Origin of the sequence: Enterobacter hormaechei subsp. hoffmannii (genome assembly GCF_001729745.1) — a bacterium.
Classification (GTDB): domain Bacteria; phylum Pseudomonadota; class Gammaproteobacteria; order Enterobacterales; family Enterobacteriaceae; genus Enterobacter; species Enterobacter intestinihominis.
The window spans coordinates 937,580-954,760 of the sequence record NZ_CP017186.1 but is presented as its reverse complement, the minus strand read 5'-3'; the positions used below and the strand labels follow the sequence as shown (position 1 = coordinate 954,760).

The 17,181-nt window shown below is 55.2% G+C and carries 13 protein-coding genes and 1 pseudogene; 5 read left to right on the top strand and 9 right to left on the bottom strand.

The features are described from left to right. Together BFV65_RS04430 and BFV65_RS04425 are read right to left on the bottom strand one after the other, a co-directional pair. Complete coding sequence (locus BFV65_RS04430) at positions 1-627, bottom strand: helix-turn-helix domain-containing protein (protein WP_022647199.1); 627 nt, start codon at positions 625-627, stop codon at positions 1-3. Positions 628-715: 88 nt separating this feature from the next. Next, positions 716-3,490 (bottom strand): autotransporter outer membrane beta-barrel domain-containing protein, encoded by a 2,775-nt coding sequence (locus BFV65_RS04425; protein WP_069596284.1) that lies wholly within the window; start codon positions 3,488-3,490, stop codon positions 716-718. A 452-nt stretch (positions 3,491-3,942) separates the two neighbouring features. On the opposite strand from BFV65_RS04425, the gene hemB reads away from it, so the two are divergent. Together hemB and olsF are read left to right on the top strand one after the other, a co-directional pair. Next, on the top strand, positions 3,943-4,917 hold the full coding sequence (gene hemB / locus BFV65_RS04415; RefSeq protein ID WP_003859169.1) for a porphobilinogen synthase: 975 nt from the start codon (positions 3,943-3,945) through the stop codon (positions 4,915-4,917). A gap of 125 nt (positions 4,918-5,042) precedes the next feature. Beyond that, on the top strand, positions 5,043-6,767 hold the full coding sequence (olsF, locus tag BFV65_RS04410; protein ID WP_032624780.1) for a bifunctional ornithine lipid synthase OlsF: 1,725 nt from the start codon (positions 5,043-5,045) through the stop codon (positions 6,765-6,767). Between the two features lie 69 nt (positions 6,768-6,836). On the opposite strand, the gene tauD is transcribed toward olsF, so the two are convergent. The 6 genes and pseudogenes from tauD to mmuP all read right to left on the bottom strand — a co-directional run bounded on the left by tauD (position 6,837) and on the right by mmuP (position 12,791). Beyond that, positions 6,837-7,688, bottom strand: a complete 852-nt coding sequence (gene tauD, locus BFV65_RS04405) for a taurine dioxygenase (protein ID WP_022647196.1) — start codon at positions 7,686-7,688, stop codon at positions 6,837-6,839. Further along, positions 7,685-8,512, bottom strand: coding sequence for a taurine ABC transporter permease TauC (tauC, locus tag BFV65_RS04400; protein ID WP_022647195.1), 828 nt, complete (start codon positions 8,510-8,512; stop codon positions 7,685-7,687). The genes tauD and tauC overlap by 4 nt, the downstream gene beginning before the upstream one ends. Then, a pseudogene (gene tauB / locus BFV65_RS04395) lies at positions 8,509-9,276 on the bottom strand (taurine ABC transporter ATP-binding subunit). Before tauB ends, tauC begins: the two are co-directional and overlap by 4 nt. A 10-nt stretch (positions 9,277-9,286) precedes the next feature. Next, the gene (tauA, locus tag BFV65_RS04390) at positions 9,287-10,249 is read right to left on the bottom strand and encodes a taurine ABC transporter substrate-binding protein (protein ID WP_069596283.1); all 963 of its coding nucleotides are present in this window, start codon (positions 10,247-10,249) and stop codon (positions 9,287-9,289) included. Positions 10,250-10,471: 222 nt separating this feature from the next. Then, positions 10,472-11,404: a homocysteine S-methyltransferase gene (gene mmuM / locus BFV65_RS04385; RefSeq protein ID WP_069596282.1), complete on the bottom strand. Its 933-nt coding sequence runs from the start codon at positions 11,402-11,404 to the stop codon at positions 10,472-10,474. Beyond that, positions 11,391-12,791: an S-methylmethionine permease gene (gene mmuP, locus BFV65_RS04380; RefSeq protein WP_023305550.1), complete on the bottom strand. Its 1,401-nt coding sequence runs from the start codon at positions 12,789-12,791 to the stop codon at positions 11,391-11,393. The genes mmuM and mmuP overlap by 14 nt, the downstream gene beginning before the upstream one ends. 158 nt (positions 12,792-12,949) lie before the next feature. Here mmuP and BFV65_RS04375 point away from each other — a divergent pair, with 158 nt between their 5' ends. Together BFV65_RS04375 and BFV65_RS04370 are read left to right on the top strand one after the other, a co-directional pair. Further along, positions 12,950-14,059, top strand: a complete 1,110-nt coding sequence (locus tag BFV65_RS04375) for an AI-2E family transporter (protein ID WP_022647190.1) — start codon at positions 12,950-12,952, stop codon at positions 14,057-14,059. 114 nt (positions 14,060-14,173) lie between these two features. Further along, positions 14,174-15,958 (top strand): diguanylate cyclase, encoded by a 1,785-nt coding sequence (locus BFV65_RS04370; RefSeq protein WP_023299410.1) that lies wholly within the window; start codon positions 14,174-14,176, stop codon positions 15,956-15,958. Positions 15,959-15,980: 22 nt separating this feature from the next. Here BFV65_RS04370 and BFV65_RS04365 read toward each other — a convergent pair whose 3' ends face one another. Further along, positions 15,981-16,490, bottom strand: coding sequence for a hypothetical protein (locus BFV65_RS04365; RefSeq protein ID WP_023299409.1), 510 nt, complete (start codon positions 16,488-16,490; stop codon positions 15,981-15,983). A gap of 182 nt (positions 16,491-16,672) precedes the next feature. Between BFV65_RS04365 and BFV65_RS04360 the strand changes: the two genes are divergently transcribed. Then, entirely contained in the window at positions 16,673-17,167 is a 495-nt protein-coding gene (locus BFV65_RS04360) for a putative pterin-binding protein (protein ID WP_022647187.1), read from the top strand. Positions 17,168-17,181 lie beyond the last annotated feature (14 nt).

Here is a 17,181-nt window from a genome sequence, read left to right as displayed (position 1 = left end):
TTAATAGTCCGTGGGCAAACGGTTGATACTGATCAGTTTGCCCCGGCTCATATTGATGTAGTTCCCCTGACGCAGCGCCGCCAGAACCTCCGCAACCACCGAACGTGATATACGCGTGCTACGCTGAATATGATTCATCACACCAATTTTTGAGCGTAGCGTGTCATCCCACTCGGCCATATTGATTAGCATCGCCCGAATTTGGCTATACGAATTATTTCCGACCAGCTGGATATCACGTTTTCCCAGTAAATGATTTAGCCATGAAAGCCAGCAGAATGCTTCTTGCCAGAGTTGCGCTTCTTGAATAATTTCGCATGCAGTAGAGGCTGGCAAATAAAATCCGGTACAAGGTGTTTGTGCCATCAGAGAATATTCAAGATAGCTGTCATTAATCCATGCACTTAATCCATGAATATAGGGTGCCCGTGCAATACCCACGAGTAATTCATCTGATTTACGGTGAACGACTGTCAGGCCGGATTGTATTACAAATGTCAATGGTTCATCATCATTATTGCCGGTAGTTATAAATTGTTGTGGTTCCGTTTTAAATGGGGTACCGGCGACTTCCAGACACTTTATGAGCCGGCTTAATTCAGAAAGTGGTTTCGCATTAACGTTCATGCATACCTCAAGTCATCTGTATATGTCGGTTCTTTATTATTTTTAAAGCACATAAAAAAGCGGGGGCAAAATCCCCCGCGTTTTTTTCTTACCAGGTATATTTCACACCCAGGTTTGCTCCCCAGTTCTGGTCAACGTCGCCGCCGCCCAGATAAGTCGCATCAGTGTAAGCACTGAAGTTTTTCGTGAAGCTGAACTGAGTACCCAGTCCCACGCGAACCGCAGAGCCTTCCACGCCGTTGTCAATGCTGTCATTGTTGATATCAGCATTGTTGTCGGCATCGTCATACACGTAAGCCAGCTTGAAGTAAGGGGTTAATGCCTGCTCGCCACCGTAGTTGAAGGTATAACCTGCATCCACGCCGAGCTCATAACGCATACTGTCGTAAGACTGGCCATCGATACGCATGTCGTTGCTTAACTGATAGTCATCACCGGACTGGAACAGGCCAGAGATCGCCGCGTAAGGCGTGACGTAGCCAGACAGGTTTGGTTTCCAGTCATAGCCCAGTTTCATCCCGAAACCAACGGCGTCAGTCGTGGTATTACCGTCAACATACTGACCGTTGCTCATGGTAGCAGAGAGGTCGTTGTTGAAGCGGGTGTAGCTCATGGAGCTGTCGAGGAAGATGTCGTTCATGAACTTCGCCGACGCGTAGATCATCGCAGTCTGGCTGTCCTGATCGACCTGACCAGTACGATCGCTGATATCACCCTTCGCGAAACCAGCCGCACCACCGACAATCCACTTCGCGTTATTACCGTCGATCTGAGTATCCAGACCCACCATAATGCCGCTTACGTCCTGATCGTAGCTAACGGTGCCATTATCCGCGTCAAAGTTGCCGCCAAAATAGCTCACCCATGCGCCGCCGTTATCTGCCAGGCCATGACGGCTGTTGGTCAGACGGGTACCCACGGTATCCTGTTGCAGATTCCAGATGTTGGTATTGGCAGAAGGAATGCTCAGCGCCATGTTGGCGTAGTCAGTCAGCTCTTCCTGCTGGAGAACAACGGTGTCACCCTTCTGCTGCGCCTGATAGGTGTATGCACCTAAATCAGCTTTGTTTGCCTCAGTAAAGCTGGCAGCGGTATCCGCGTTATTGTCATAGACGCGAATGATCTCTTTGTTTTTGTAGTCAGCTACGGAGCCTGCACCGGTCGCATCGTCGATGCGCACTTTATAGTTACCGGCAACGTCACCGTTCACCGCCAGATGGCCGTCAGAGTTCAGCGCGACAACACCATAGTCGTAGTCCGCTTTATGGCTATCGTTGGTGATATAGCGTGCGTTGTTCAGGTCGCTGTTCAGCACATAATCGCGGCTGGCAACGTTGAGCACACCGCCATCAGTCAGCACCATATTGTGCGTATCAACCTGACCCAGACCCAGCGCCAGCTCTGCACCGTTGTCTACAGTAATGGTGTTGGCATACAGTTCTGCCGTCTCTTCAGTCAGTGCCGCACGGCTGTAGCTATCCAGATACAGACTGTCGGTTGCCACGGCACCGCTGTCGCCAATATTCAAGGTTGAAGCATTGGTCAGGGTGATGGAATCTGCCAGCAGGCCGGAGTTTTCAACATTGACCTGAGACTGGTTGTTCACCGTCAGTGCATCGATGTTGGAGATCTTGCGGGTATCCCACTCGGAACCGTTATCCAGCGCCACGTTGAACAGGCCGCTCTGATACACCTCTTCACCGGCAACGTGACCGTTGCTGTCAAAGGTAGAATCAGGCCAGATGCTATTCGGGGACAATGCGTGCCAGTCTACGTTGCTGTAGCCCTGGCCATACATCTGCGCAGTGCCGATAGCTTCAACGCTGGACTGCGCTGCACCCACCCACTTACTGCCGTTGGTCAGCGTGACATCCAGTTTATCGGTACCATCCCAGCCGTTGGTGGTTGGGTTATAGACGCCATCTTCTGTGGTATCCGTTGCCGGATCGCCATTCTCGTAGAAGTTGTTATCAAAGGTGCTGGAGAAAAGAATGTCACCCGTAACGGTAGAGTGATCGAAGGTAGCGGTGGTCTGCATGGCGTTATCAGACGCACTGGCAGCAACGATCAGCGCCGCATCATCCGCAGCCGTGGCGTTGGTTTCACCGTAGTCGCTTGGCTTCGCCGTTTGACCGTAGAAGCCGCTGGTGCCCAGATCGCTGTATGCGCCAGAGGTCAGCACAGAGTCTTTCACCACCAGCGTATCGGTAAAGATATTGCTGCTGTTAGCAACGCCTTCAACACCGTCGTATGGCGTGTTATCAAGCTCCTGATAACCCTGCGTCAGCGTGATGCCCGCGATGTGGGAATTGTTCTGAATAACGATATCAGACTCAACATCCAGGGTGATGGCGTTACCCAGACCATAGGTGTCCAGATAATGCGTTTCAGTGGTATCGCCATTAACGACATCATACGCATAATGCTCGTAGGTATCGTTGATGGTGGAGTTATCAACAGTCAGGCTAAAACGATCGTACTGGGTATGCGTAGTGCCGTCAGTATCCACGCCTTCTGCACACGTCGTGGTCATACACTCTGACGTGATCATGCCGTTAATGGTGCTGTTAGAAATACTCAACGCGTTCGCACGGCCATTGACACCATCATCCAGATAGTATGTCGAAATAACTCCGTTTACGGTTGATTTATTGATGACTGGATAAATGTCACCATCATGTGTGGCATCTGAATAATCCCAGTCAGCATAACCATAATACCAGGGCGTGGACGCAGTATTGTCATATCCAAAAGTATTATATGTCGTGCCGGATATATCTTTCGCATTGGCCTGAGAAGCGATAGCCAGTGTGCAGGCTAATGCAAGTTGTGATACAACCAGTTTCTTTTTCCATGTTTGCATTGGGTCATCCCTCCTCAGGGACGTAAGCAAGTTTGTCCATCAAATCATTTGGCAACGTTTAATTGCGGAAGGAATTATGCAGTTTCACTTCGAAAAGGTTCAATGAATGATTCCATTAAGTCCGTATTCAGACAAATAAGCTTATAAACCCAGGGCAATATCAATCATTATGAATAAATATTATAAATTCAACTGATTGCAAACTACTTTAGTTGCTTCGACACATATAATGAAAAGCAATAAATCATTTATATTTATAATCCCAAACCAATATAGAAGCCTCACCAATATCACATACCACCCTGGACACCATAATAAGATTTATAATATATACAAAATACATGTAGCGTATATTAATCGATTTCGAAAATCTAAAAGACAACTTTAGTAAAACACCACTCTCCGCTTTCAGGTACACTAAGCCTCTTTGTTCCACAAACATCAGGCATACCATGACCGATTTAATTGCTCGTCCCCGTCGCCTGCGCAAGTCACCCGCACTGCGCGCCATGTTTGAAGAGACAACACTGACCTTAAACGATCTGGTGTTGCCGATTTTTGTTGAAGAAGAGATCGATGACTACAAAGCCATCGACGCGATGCCGGGAGTGATGCGCATTCCTGAAAAGCATCTGGCCCGCGAGATCGAACGCATTGCGAATGCGGGCATCCGCTCGGTGATGACGTTCGGTATCTCCCACCACACTGACGCAACCGGCAGTGATGCATGGAAAGAAGACGGCCTCGTGGCACGCATGTCGCGCATCTGCAAAGAGAGTGTGCCGGAGATGATCGTCATGTCCGATACCTGCTTCTGCGAATACACCTCTCATGGCCACTGCGGTGTGCTGTGCGATCACGGCGTGGACAACGATGCGACCCTGCTGAATCTGGGCAAGCAGGCGGTGGTTGCCGCCGCCGCAGGTGCGGATTTCATTGCACCTTCTGCGGCAATGGATGGTCAGGTTCAGGCTATTCGTCATGCGCTGGATGCGGCAGGCTTTACCGACACCGCCATCATGTCCTACTCCACCAAATTCGCCTCCTCCTTCTACGGCCCGTTCCGTGAAGCGGCGGGCACGGCGCTGAAGGGCGATCGTAAAACCTATCAGATGAACCCGCTGAACCGCCGCGAAGCGATTCGTGAATCTCTGCTCGATGAAGCACAGGGCGCAGACTGTCTGATGGTGAAACCGGCCGGCGCGTATCTGGATATCCTGCGCGACATTCGCGAACGCACCGAACTGCCGCTGGGCGCATACCAGGTGAGCGGCGAGTACGCGATGATCAAATTCGCCGCGCAGGCGGGTGCCATCGACGAAGAGAAAGTGATCCTCGAAAGCCTGGGGGCGATCAAACGCGCGGGCGCGGATCTGATCTTCAGCTACTTCGCGCTGGATCTGGCTGAGAAGAAAATTCTGCGTTAATCCGCTTTAGCGCCGGGTGGCTTCGCCATACCCGGCCTACTCTCTGCGCGAATCTTCACTAAACTGCAATACAACCGACATCTCCTCCTTCTACTGTCTGGGCAAGACGGCAGGAGGAGTGATCAATGTTTAGTCTCGACAGCGTTCTTGATGACCTTTGGCCTCAGGCGAGGCCCGCACCCTGGCAAAAAAGTCTGTTAAAAAGACTGCTCCACGAAGACGAATTTCAGCAGTTTGCCGCCAGCCACCGTCACCTGAAAGGGCTGGATATGGTAGAGCAGGTTCTGGAACACCTTGATATTCTCTGCACCATTTCCGCCCGAGACCTCGAACAAATCCCCGAACACGGCCCACTCATTGTGATAGCGAACCACCCGACGGGCACCCTGGATGGGCTGGCGCTACTGTATGCCGTTTCGCGCGTGCGCCGGGACGTCAAGGTTGTCACCAACCGGATGCTGTCTCACCTTGAGCCCCTCAGCTCGTTGTTTATCCCCGTGGACAATATGGGCGGCAGAACCGCAAAAGCATCTCTGGTGCAGATGGAGCAGCACCTGCAAAACGCCGGCGTGCTGATCTTCTTCCCGGCGGGCGAAGTCTCCCGCCCAACGCGTAAAGGCATCCGCGATAAAAAGTGGCATCCGGGCTTTATCAAGCTGGCCAGCAAACTACGGGTACCGCTGCTACCGGTACATATTCAGGCCCACAACAGCCTGCTGTTTTATGCCAGCACCCTGGTATCGCCGACGGTATCCCTGCTGCTGCTGATGCAACAGATGTTTCGCCGCCGCCACAGCCAGCTGCCGATCAAAATTGGCCAGCAGATTGCCTGGAATGATCGGTTTAGCTCTACCCTTTCATCGCGTGAGATGGCCGAGCAGTGCCGTCAGCACGTGATACGACTTGGCAAGGGATTGCCTGGCGTCTTTAAAACCCAGTGCGCCATTGCCCGCCCGGAAGACAGGGCCACGCTGAAGCGGGAGCTGGCGCAGGCCGAATGTCTGGGCAAAACCAGCGATGGTAAAACCATCTATTTGTGGCAGCGCAACGGGCAGGAAGAGGCGCCTCTGCTGCGCGAGCTGGGGCGACTGCGCGAGATTGCCTTTCGCGCCGTGGAGGAAGGCAGCGGAAAGCGCCGGGATACCGACAGCTACGATGATGACTATCTGCACCTTATTCTGTGGGATGATGATGACCTCGAGATTGTCGGCGCGTACCGCTTTATGCCAACGGCCATGCAGGTGGAAAAGTGCGGCGTCGAGGGATTGTACAGTTACAGCCTGTTCCACTACGACGAAAAAATGCAGGACATACTGGAGCACGGCATTGAGCTGGGGCGCAGCTTTATACAGCCGCGCTACTGGGGACGTCGCGGTCTGGACTACCTGTGGTCAGGCATTGGCGCCTATCTGGCGCGCTATCCACATTACCGTTACCTGTTTGGTCCGGTGTCCATCTCCGGCGGCTTACCGCCTGCCGCCCGGGATCTGCTGGTCGCGTTTTATCGTCTCTGGTTTCCGGCCAGCCACCCGTTAGCCGCCTCGCGTCAACCCTACCCGGCGTCACTCCCGGACGTGCTGGCGCAATTTAGCGGGGTGGATTACGTGGATGACCTGACAAAGCTCAAATCCCTGCTCGGCAATCTGGGCTGCGGTATTCCGCCGCTTTATAAACAATATTCCGAGCTATGCGAGCCAGGCGGCGTGCAGTTTATCGATTTCGGCAGCGATCCGGCGTTCAATAACTGTATCGACGGGCTGGTGCTGGTGGATCTGTGTTATCTGAAGGCGAACCGCTATCAGCGGTATATAGAGGCGCACTTAATACCCTCACCCCTGCCCTCTCCCTAAAAGGGAGAGGGTGAAAACCGCACCGGTCAGCCCCCTCGCCCCTTTGGGGAGAGGGTTAGGGTGAGGGGCTCAAACCGCACGGTAGAACGGCTTATCCCCCAAAATCGTCGCCCGCTGCATAATCCTTCGCTGCGGCAGGTAATCCGCATTGGCGTAATGCTGCGTGACGCGGTTATCCCAGATCGCCAGATCGTTCTCCTGCCAGCGCCAGCGCACCTGAAACTCCGGCTTCGTGATATGCGCAAACAGGAAACTGAGCAGCGCCTCGCTCTCTTTTTCCGTTACGTCCACAATGCGCGAGGTAAACCCTTCGTTCACAAACAGCGCCTGCTTGCCGGTCACCGGATGGGTACGCACCACCGGGTGCAACAGCGGCGGATGCTTTGCAACCGCATCCAGCCAGCGCTGGTGCTCCTCTTCCGTTTTACGGTACTTATACTCCTGGAACGATTTTTTAAAATCATGCTCCGCCCGCAGGCCACTTAGCAAGGTCTGGAACGGCGCGGAGAGCGCCTCAAACGCCGCAATGCCGCTCGCCCACAGCGTATCGCCGCCGGTCTCTGGCAGTAGTTTTGCTGCCAGAATCGCCCCGGCTGGCGGTGTGTCGATAAAGGTAACATCCGTATGCCAGTTGTCATTATCGGGCGGGTTATCGTTATGAGTGTCCAGCACGATAATTTCCTCCACCCCTTCCGCATGCGGGTAGACCGGGTGGATATGCAGGTCGCCAAAACGCAGGGCCAGCGCGCGCTGCTGTTGCGGGGTGATGGCCTGATCGCGCAGGAACACCACCTGATGGCGCAGCACCGCGTGGTACAGCTGCTCAAACTGGTTATCGCTCAGCGGACGGGTTACGTCCAGGCCCGACACCTGCGCGCCAATGTACGGCCCCAGCGGGATAATCGTCAGACGTTCACTCATTGTATTTCTCCATGCCAGGGCGTCAGGCGACGCTGTAGCGTGCGCAGTCCCAGTTCTAATCCAAAGGCGATCGCGGCGATGACCGCGATCCCTGCCAGTACCACGTCAGTCGCCAGGAACTCTCCCGCCGACTGCACCATAAACCCAAGGCCGCGCGTGGCGGCAATCAGCTCTGCCGCCACCAGCGTTGACCAGCCCACCCCAAGGCCGATGCGCAACCCGGTCAATATCTCCGGCAGCGCACCTGGTAAAATGACGAACAGCAGTACCTGCGCGCGGCTGGCGCCGAGCGACTGCGCCGCACGTATGCGTACCTGCTGCGCACTCTTTACGCCAGCCAGAGCCGACATTGCTACCGGCGCAAAAATAGCCAGATATATCAGTAAGATCTTTGACGTCTCGCCGATGCCAAACCAGATCACCATCAGGGGCAGATAAGCCAGCGGCGGTACGGGACGGTAAAGCTCTATCAGCGGGTCGAGAATGCCGCGCACCGTCGGGCTCAGTCCCATCGCAATCCCCACCGGAACGCCAATAATGACCGCCGCCAGCAGCGCCACCAGAATACGCGTCAGACTGGCGCCTAGATGCTGCCAGAGGGTGGCATCCATAAAGCCCTGCGGTCCGGCGATGGCAATCAGTTTTTCCAGAACCTGGCCTGGCGGGGGCAGAAACAGCGGGCTGATCCACTGCTGCGCGGCAACCGCCCACCATACCGCCAGCAACACCACCAGCGTGCTGACGCTTAAGGTGAGCTGGCGAGAGAACGGCCAGCGTAAGGCACGGCGCGTCCGCCGCGTTTTTTCACTGAAGACAATGCTCATGAGAACGCCTCCCGCTGTTCAAACACACGGCTCAGAATGTATTCCCGTTTTTCGATAAATAGCGGGTCTGATTTGATGCTGCGTACTGGCTCTCCCGCCACATAGCGCCGGGCAAACTCAAGCGGCAGACGCTCCAGCACGCGTCCCGGTCCCGGTGAGAGCAGCACCAGCTCCGTCGCCATAAACACGGCCTCTTCGATATCGTGGGTGATTAACAGCACCTGCTTGCCGGTTTCGTGCCACAGGCGCAGCAACAGGGTTTGCATCTGCTCACGGGTAAAGGCATCCAGCGCCCCGAAAGGTTCGTCCAGCAACAGCAGCTGAGGGTTAGCCGCCAGCGCACGGGCAATCCCGACGCGCTGACGCTGCCCGCCTGAAAGCTGCCAGATAAAGCGTTTTTCAGCCCCCTCCAGCCCGACCTTTTTCAACATGTCGCGCGCCGTATTCAGACGCTATTCACGCGCTACGCCGGCCAGTTGCAGACCAAACGCAACGTTTTCCTGCACGTTTCGCCACGGAAGTAGCCCTTCGTTCTGGAAGACCACGCCGCGCTCTGCGCCCGGCCCCGTTACCCGTTTTCCTTCGAGTTGGATCGTGCCGTGCTGATACGGTACAAACCCGGCGATCAGGTTCAGCAGCGTCGTTTTCCCGCAGCCGGACGGCCCCAGTACGACCAGCAGTTCACCGCTGTCCAGCGTCAGGTTGATCTCTTTCAGGGCGGGTTTGCCGCCGTAATCGGCAGACAGGTTTGTAATGTTCAGCATCGCAGCCCCCTTATTTCACAAAGCGGTCGGTCACGAACCGGCTGTAATCCGCTGCTACCGCAGGCACTTTGCCCTGCTCTTTCAGGAACGTCGCAGTGTCGACAATCGCTTTGCTCACCGGCCCGTTCAGCTGCTGGACCTGCTGCGCAGGTGTCAGATAGGTGTTGCCTTTCACCAGCCCCGGCACGTCAGCTTCCGGCACGCCGCTCAGACGTGAGAGTTTCTCCAGGTTGGCGGGCTGTTTCAGCCATTCATCCGGGTTGCTGATGTAAGGCTGCTGGGCGTCGATGGCGCTTTTGGCGAAGGCTTTCACCACTTCAGGGTGTTTTTCGGCAAAGTCCTTACGAACGACCCAGACATCAAGTGTTGGCGCCCCCCATTGCCCCACTTTTTCGGAGTCGGTCAGCACGGTGCCGTCTTTTTCCAGCTCGTTGACGGCGGGCGCCCAGACGTATGCTCCGTCAATGTCGCCACGCTGCCAGGCGGCAATAATCGCTGGAGGTTGCAGGTTGATGATTTGCACCTGGCCCGGCTTAATGCCCCAGTGTTTCAGCGCTGCCAGCAGGCTGTAATGCGTGGTGGAGATAAACGGCACCGCGATGCGTTTGCCAATCAAATCTTCGGGTTTCGTGATGCTTTTCTTCACCACCAGCGCTTCGGAATTTCCGAGCTGCGACGCCAGCAGGAAGACTTCAATCGGCACCTGCTGGCTGGCGGCCACCGCCAGCGGGCTGGAACCCAGGTTGCCAATCTGCACGTCGCCCGAGGCTAACGCCCGCACAATTGCCGCGCCGCTGTCGAACTTGCGCCAGTCGACGTTCGCCCCGCTCGCTTTAGCGAAGGTGTTATCCGCCTGCGCGACTTTCGCCGGTTCCGCGGAAGTCTGATACGCCACGGTGAGGTCCACCGCCTGCGCCTGAAATACCCACAGCGCCAGTGCACCAAGTAACGTGATTCGCGATGAAATTGCCATACCGTCTGCTCCCCTTGTTGTTATAAGGGCAGTATTTCCGGCGTGGGATTTTTGATAAAGGAATAAAAAAGAATCGCTAATGACGATTCGTTTTTAGAAAAAAAGCGGGAAAGGATAGTGAATTTTGTGCGATTGTTTCGCCGGGTGGCGCTACGCTTACCCGGCCTACGGTTCGTGCAATTTGTAGGCCGGGTAAGGCGCAGCCGCCGCCCGGCAAAGGCCTCAGCGCTGAACCGTCAGCGCAGCAATATCCTGCGGAGTGGTCCGACAGCAGCCGCCAATCAGCTTCGCGCCTGCTTCCAGCCACTGCGGTAAATACCCCGCCAGCGTCTCGCACGTTTCACCGTGGTGATGCCAGGTTTTGCTCACCGCATCGTAATGCTCGCCGGAGTTCGGATAGACCACCAGGGGCAGCGACGTCAGGCTGTGCAGATGCGTCAGCGCCGCCGTGGTGTTTTCCAGCGCGATACAGTTAATCCCCAGCGCGACAACCTGCGGGTAGCTTTCCAGCGCAGAAACAACATCCCGCAGCGGCGTTCCGTCGCTCAGGTGCTCACTGTCACGCAGGGTAAATGAGAACCATGCCCGGGCGCGCGGATACGCCGTCAGAAACGCCGCCAGCGCCTTAATCTCAGTGAACGAAGGCAGCGTTTCACAGGCCAGGAGGTCCGCGCCCGCATCCAACAGCGCCTCTACACGCGGGCGGTGGAAGGCGGTAAATTCTTCAGCGCTACGCACATAATCGCCGCGATACTCGGAACCATCGGCCAGATACGCGCCGTAAGGGCCCACAGATCCCGCCACCAGCAAAGTGCCTGCATTTGAGTTCTCAGCCAGGTACGCTTCGCGCGCTTTGCGTGCCAGCTCTACGCTTTTGCCGATCAGCGTCCGGGATTGCGACTCGTCCAGCCCGCGAGCGGCAAAGCCTGCGGGTGTCGCCTGATAGCTGGCGGTGATCGCCACCTGTGCCCCCGCGCGGTAGTAGTCGAGGTGTACGTCGCGGATCAGCTCCGGATTTTCCATCAGCACTTTGGCCGACCAGAGACTGTCGGCAAGGTTACAACCGCGCGCTTCCAGCTCCGTTGCCATCGCCCCATCCAGCACGACAAACGGCTGTTTTTCAAGGAGGGCGGTAAGCGGATTATTCTGCGACATGTTCAGGCTCCTGCGTGGTCAGATTTCGGGTCAGGTAGTACGCACCATAACACAGGGCGACAAACGGAAGCCCGCAATAAAGGGCAATACGCTGGCTGGGGTCAAACCACAGGCCGACGCAGGCCACCAGACAGAGGATAAAGCCAAGCACGGGCACCAGCGGATACCATGGCGCGCGATACTGCAACGCGGATAGCGGCTGGCCGGACTGCACGTGACGGCGACGAAACACGAAGTGCGACGCGCAAATGCTAATCCACACCGCCACCACCGCAAAACCGGAAATGGCTGACAGGGCCACAAACACCGTATCCGGCGCGACCACGCTGGAGAACAACGCCAGCACGCCGCCCAGCATGGAAACAGAAAGCGCCGTCAGCGGCACGCCGTTTTTGTTGACGCGGGCAAAGCAGCGCGGCAGCGTTTTCTCGTTAGACAGAGACCAAAGCATACGGCCAGAGGCGTACAGACCCGAGTTCGCCGCCGAGAGGATCGCCGTCAGGATCACGAAGTTAAAGATATCCGCCGCATACGGAATGCCGACCTTTTCAAACACCAGCACGAACGGACTTTTCTCCACGCCAGCCTGCTGCATCGGGATCAACGCCGCCAGCACAAACACGGTGCCAATAAAGAAGATGATGAGCCGGGCGATGGTGGTGCGAATAGCAACCGGAATAACCTTGTGTGGGTTTTCCGTTTCCCCTGCCGCGATGCCGATAAGCTCCGTTCCTGAGAAGGCAAAGTTGACCGCCACCATGGTCATCAGGATCGGCAGGCCACCGTGCGGGAACCAGCCTTCGGCGGTAATGTTGCTTAGTCCCGGCGCGGCAGAGCCGTCCGCCATCGGGATAAAGCCAAAGATGGCCGCGCCGCCGAGAATAATAAAGGCGACGATGGTGATAACCTTGACCAGCGAGAACCAGAATTCCCCTTCCGCGAAAAAGCGCGTGGAAATCACGTTAAGACCAAAAATCACAGCGCAAAAGACAACGCACCACGTCCAGACGGGAACCTGTGGGAACCAGTACTGCATGCAGAACCCGGCCGCGGTAAAGCTCGATCCCAGCGCCACTGTCCACGTAAGCCAGTAGAGCCACGCCACGGTATACCCCGTCGCCGGGCCGAGATAGCGGGCGGCATAGACGTGAAACGCGCCGGTTTCCGGCATCGCCACGGAAAGTTCGCCCAGACATTGCATGACCAGCCAGACCACCAGCGCACCGATAAGATATGCCAGCAGCGTGCCCGCCGCGCCGGTTGTCGAGATGATGTATCCGGTATTGAAGAATAACCCTGTGCCGATAACGCCACCCAGCGAGAGCATAATCAGGTGGCGGGTTTTCATGGTGCGCTTAAGTTGCCCGTTTTCTTGTTGTGTTTGCATGTTACCTTCTAAACGTATGGACATCTAAACATCCAAAGTAGGAGTGTTATACCGCGATTGTTAACAAAAAGCCACCCGGCGCGACTTCAGCGCAATTATTGGTAAATCCTTAAATCAGTTCTATAGTCGACACAGTTTCTTCTTCACCAGGACTCACTATGCGATTTAACGGACTGACCAAAGGTTTCTTTATTCTCATCCTGGCCCTTGTAACCTGGGCCTTCTTTGACGTGCTGTCTCCCTATTTCTCGGCGATTCTGTGGGCCGCGATCCTGACCATCATTTTCAACCCGGTGAAAAACAAACTGCGTACCGCGCTGGGCGATCGCAACGGGCTGGCTTCACTCCTCACACTCGGCATTATCTGCCTGATCGTGTTTATTCCGTTGATGGTGATCCTTTCCTCGCTCGCGGTGGAACTGAACATGGTCTACACCAGGCTGCAACAGAACAACACGCAGTTCCCGGAAGTGATCGCCGGTATCTTCAACCGCCTGCCGGACTGGGCCAGCGGCTTCCTGGCGGATCACAACCTGACCAACGCCGCGCAGATCCAGAAAAAACTCTCCGATGTCGCGTTACAGGGCGGGCAGTATCTGGCGGGCAGCGCGTTCCTGATTGGGAAAGGGACGTTCGGCTTTGCCATCAGCTTTGGCATTATGCTGTATCTGCTGTTTTTCTTGCTGAAAGACGGGCCGTATCTGGTGCGCCAGATCCTCGACTCGCTGCCGCTGTCTGACTTCGTCAAACAGCACCTGTTCGCTAAGTTTGTCGGCGTGTCGCGCGCCACGGTAAAAGGCACGGCGGTCGTGGCGGTGGTTCAGGGCACGCTCGGTGGTATCGCCTTTGCTATTGTCGGTATTGACGGCAGCGTATTGTGGGGCGCACTGATGGCATTTCTCTCCCTGGTGCCTGCCGTTGGGTCGGCCATCGTCTGGGTTCCCGCCGCCATCTTCCTGTTTGCCACTCACCAGCTGTGGCAGGGTCTGTTCATTGTGGGCTTCTTCGTCATTATCGTCGGGCTGGTGGACAACCTGTTGCGTCCGCTGCTGGTGGGCAAAGACACCAAAATGCCGGACTACCTGATACTGATCACCACGCTCGGCGGTATGGAGCTGTATGGCATTAACGGCTTTGTGATTGGGCCGCTGATTGCCGCTCTGTTTATCGCCTGCTGGAACCTCTTCTCCGGCCGCGACCACGCAGGCAACGCCGAGGAGCTGGACGCAGACTTTATCGAAGAGGGGAGAAATTCTCCGGATCTATAAAGAAACGCGTTCTGTGAGGCGGCCCTGTGCCGCCTTTTTTTTCGCGATAAATCAGAGGTTTTCTATAATCTGAAATGAACGCTCTTCCACATTTGTCGTAGAAGGATCCAACAGGTGCGAATCGCCACGATCACGAACTGGGCTTATGGTGTCACGGTGTGCCTGACCATTGCCTCCGGCATCGTCATGCTGATGGCTTCCCACGCCGATAACATCGAACGTGAAGCCGTTAAACAACGCCAGGTCTTCGATCAGCTGACGGAGGAGATCGAGACAGACACCTGGATGCTCTCCGATCTGGCGCGGCTTTACGTCATCCAAAAAGAGCCCGAGGTGCTTGAGAAATATCAGGCGAAAGAAGCCGAGCTGAAGAATATCGAACACACGCTGCGACAGCTCAAAAATACGGGGGCATCGGGCGAAGAGCTGGCGCTGCTGTACGACGGACTGAAAATTGTAGACGATCTCCAGGATGAACAGCAGGCAGCCATTGACGGCATCGCCCGTGGCGAGGAACAGCAGGCCGTTTCGCTGCTGTTTGGTAAGAGCTATGAGCTGGAACTCGAACGGGCACACAACACTATCGAACGCTTTCGCATGCTGCTGGACAAGCGCATTATTGCCGACGTGCAGGCCGCAACCAAAACGTCCAAAACGCTTCGAACGGCCTCTGAGGTGATGGTCGGCCTGACCGCCCTGCTCTTCCTGTTTGTGATGGTTTTCATCCTCAAGCGCCGCGTACTCCGTCCGGTGGTGCGTCTGAGTGACGTAGTTCATCGTCTTGCATCGCAGGATTACGCCGTCGAAACGCCGAACTTTACCCAGGTTGATGAAATCGGTGATATGGCGCAGGCCATCCGCATCTTCCGTGAGAACGGGCTGGCAAGGCAGCGGCTGGAAAAAGAGCGCGATGCTGACTGGGCCATCCGCGAACTGCTGGCGCGAATGACCCAGCGGTTGCAGGGCTGTGAAAACTTTGCCGACGTGATGAATGTGGCGGAGCTGTTTGCACCCAATATTGCGCCGGGGGTTTCAGGGCGTCTGTATATTCTGGAACGCGAGCCGTGGCAGATGCGCTGTACGGCCGAATGGCTATCGCCAGAAGGGGATAAAAAGCCGTTCCATCCTGACGAATGCTGGGCCGTCCGGCGTGGTCAAAGCCATCCGCCAGTGAACGGCGAGCCGGATATCGGCTGTTATCATCTGCCCGAATCACAGGCGCAGCAATCGCTGTGCGTTCCCCTGATTGCTCAGGGCGAGGCGATTGGATTGCTCTCATTCCAGAACATCACTCCTGAAACCGCGCCGTCCCGCGCCTATCTGGAACTGATGGCCGAGGCGCTGGGACTGGCGCTGGCCAACCAGCGGCTGCGCGATGCGCTGCTGGAAAAAGCCCTGTTCGATCCCTTGACGGGGCTGCGTAACCGCCACCATCTGGAAGATACGTTACGTACTCAAATGAAGCAGGCCGTGCGTAACGAGGAGCCGGTAAGCTGCCTGATGATCGATATCGATCACTTCAAGAGCATTAATGACCGCTTTGGTCATGAGGCCGGCGATCTGGTGATCAAAAGCGTGGCAGCCATTATTCAACGGGCGGTACATGATAGCGGGCTGGCCTTCCGCTATGGGGGTGAAGAGTTTTTGGTGCTTCTTACCGATGCAGATGAGGAAGCAGCGCACGCCGCTGCAACGGAGATCTACAACGGCGTGCATGCGCTTTCGCTGCGCTACGGGCTTTCGGAGATTGGCCCGGTGGATGTGTCGATCGGGATCGCCAGCTATCCGCAGCACGCCCAGAGCGATAATCTGCTGCGCGCGGCGGACGTCGCGTTGTACCGGGCGAAAGAGCTGGGCCGCTCGCGGATTGTCAGCTTTGGGATGCTGGAGGCGGGCTAAAGGGGTTATTCGAGCCTGAGGTTCAGGATCGCGCGATCGCCCAAAGCACCACCATACCCAGCGAATTACTCCGCTTTTCCACGTACAGGGTGCCATCGATTAAATAATATCCCTGAGGATAACAGATGCGGATCTCTCTCTTGAGTTCCGGCTCATAGACTTCCGCCCCCGAACAGCTATTTCTGCTGCCGGATTCATACCGGTAAGGTTGGCTCCAGGCAGAGTATTCTCCGTTCAGTAGCCAGGCCGCGGTAAAGATGACGAAAATGGCAACCGGCAGGCTGAAGATGATGAGGCCGAGGTAAAGTTTGACAACGTCAACAAGGGTTTTGTCTTTAAACGCCCTCTTCGCGGCGAACATCACTATCGCCACCAGCGGCAGCAGCAATGTGACAGCCGCAAGATACTGTTCCCCCAGGGCCGTAAGAAATGTCACGCGATAAATCTCGATTGACCAGACAACAAAGCCAAATATCAACGCTAACCCGCCAACGATGAGTGGAATTAAAAAGGCATAGCTATCTTTTTTCATGATGGACGGTTCCTTGTCATGCGTCTGCGGTAAGAAGGTTAAGCATCGCTCGGGTGGCTGCCGACTGACGGCGTTTTTACATCCTGATTATGATGGATAAACGTGGGGAGAGATAAAATATATAAACTAGTAGGATAACTAAATTATAATTCTTATACTTATGTTAAAACGTGGAGGCTGAAATGCGATTAATCCTAATGCTGTGCTGCTTTTTAGTGCAAAGCGTCACCCTGGCTGGTGAGTTGCCAAAACCTGCTGGTAAACCCATTTTAACGATTTACGGTAATATCGAGAACACGAATGAAAGTGGAAAAGCCGTGTTTGATATCGCCAGCCTTGAAAAACTCGGTATGGTGAGCTTCCAGACATCATCCCCCTGGTATAATGGCCGCACAAAGTTTGAGGGTGTTCCAATGAGCAAACTCATGGATTATATTGGCGCAAAGGGTAACGTGGTCAATGTTATAGCGCTTAATGATTACGCGACAGCCATCCCGCTCAGCGACTTTAAAAAATATAATGCCATACTCGCTTTGAAGGTTAATGGTGAATATATGCGCATCCGAGATAAAGGTCCGGCATTCATTGTATATCCCTACGACAGTCTTCCTGAATTAAATAATCAGATATATTATTCGCGATCGGCATGGCAGGTCAGCAAAATGAAGATTGAATAGCAGTTCAGGAGAAC

What these genes read in the sequence shown, in the direction of transcription:
- BFV65_RS04430 (WP_022647199.1), bottom strand. Translation starts at nt 627, where the DNA reads ATGAACGTTAATGCGAAACCACTTTCTGAATTAAGCCGGCTCATAAAG.
- BFV65_RS04425 (WP_069596284.1), bottom strand. Translation starts at nt 3,490, where the DNA reads ATGCAAACATGGAAAAAGAAACTGGTTGTATCACAACTTGCATTAGCC.
- hemB (WP_003859169.1), top strand. Translation starts at nt 3,943, where the DNA reads ATGACCGATTTAATTGCTCGTCCCCGTCGCCTGCGCAAGTCACCCGCA.
- olsF (WP_032624780.1), top strand. Translation starts at nt 5,043, where the DNA reads ATGTTTAGTCTCGACAGCGTTCTTGATGACCTTTGGCCTCAGGCGAGG.
- tauD (WP_022647196.1), bottom strand. Translation starts at nt 7,688, where the DNA reads ATGAGTGAACGTCTGACGATTATCCCGCTGGGGCCGTACATTGGCGCG.
- tauC (WP_022647195.1), bottom strand. Translation starts at nt 8,512, where the DNA reads ATGAGCATTGTCTTCAGTGAAAAAACGCGGCGGACGCGCCGTGCCTTA.
- tauA (WP_069596283.1), bottom strand. Translation starts at nt 10,249, where the DNA reads ATGGCAATTTCATCGCGAATCACGTTACTTGGTGCACTGGCGCTGTGG.
- mmuM (WP_069596282.1), bottom strand. Translation starts at nt 11,404, where the DNA reads ATGTCGCAGAATAATCCGCTTACCGCCCTCCTTGAAAAACAGCCGTTT.
- mmuP (WP_023305550.1), bottom strand. Translation starts at nt 12,791, where the DNA reads ATGCAAACACAACAAGAAAACGGGCAACTTAAGCGCACCATGAAAACC.
- BFV65_RS04375 (WP_022647190.1), top strand. Translation starts at nt 12,950, where the DNA reads ATGCGATTTAACGGACTGACCAAAGGTTTCTTTATTCTCATCCTGGCC.
- BFV65_RS04365 (WP_023299409.1), bottom strand. Translation starts at nt 16,490, where the DNA reads ATGAAAAAAGATAGCTATGCCTTTTTAATTCCACTCATCGTTGGCGGG.
- BFV65_RS04360 (WP_022647187.1), top strand. Translation starts at nt 16,673, where the DNA reads ATGCGATTAATCCTAATGCTGTGCTGCTTTTTAGTGCAAAGCGTCACC.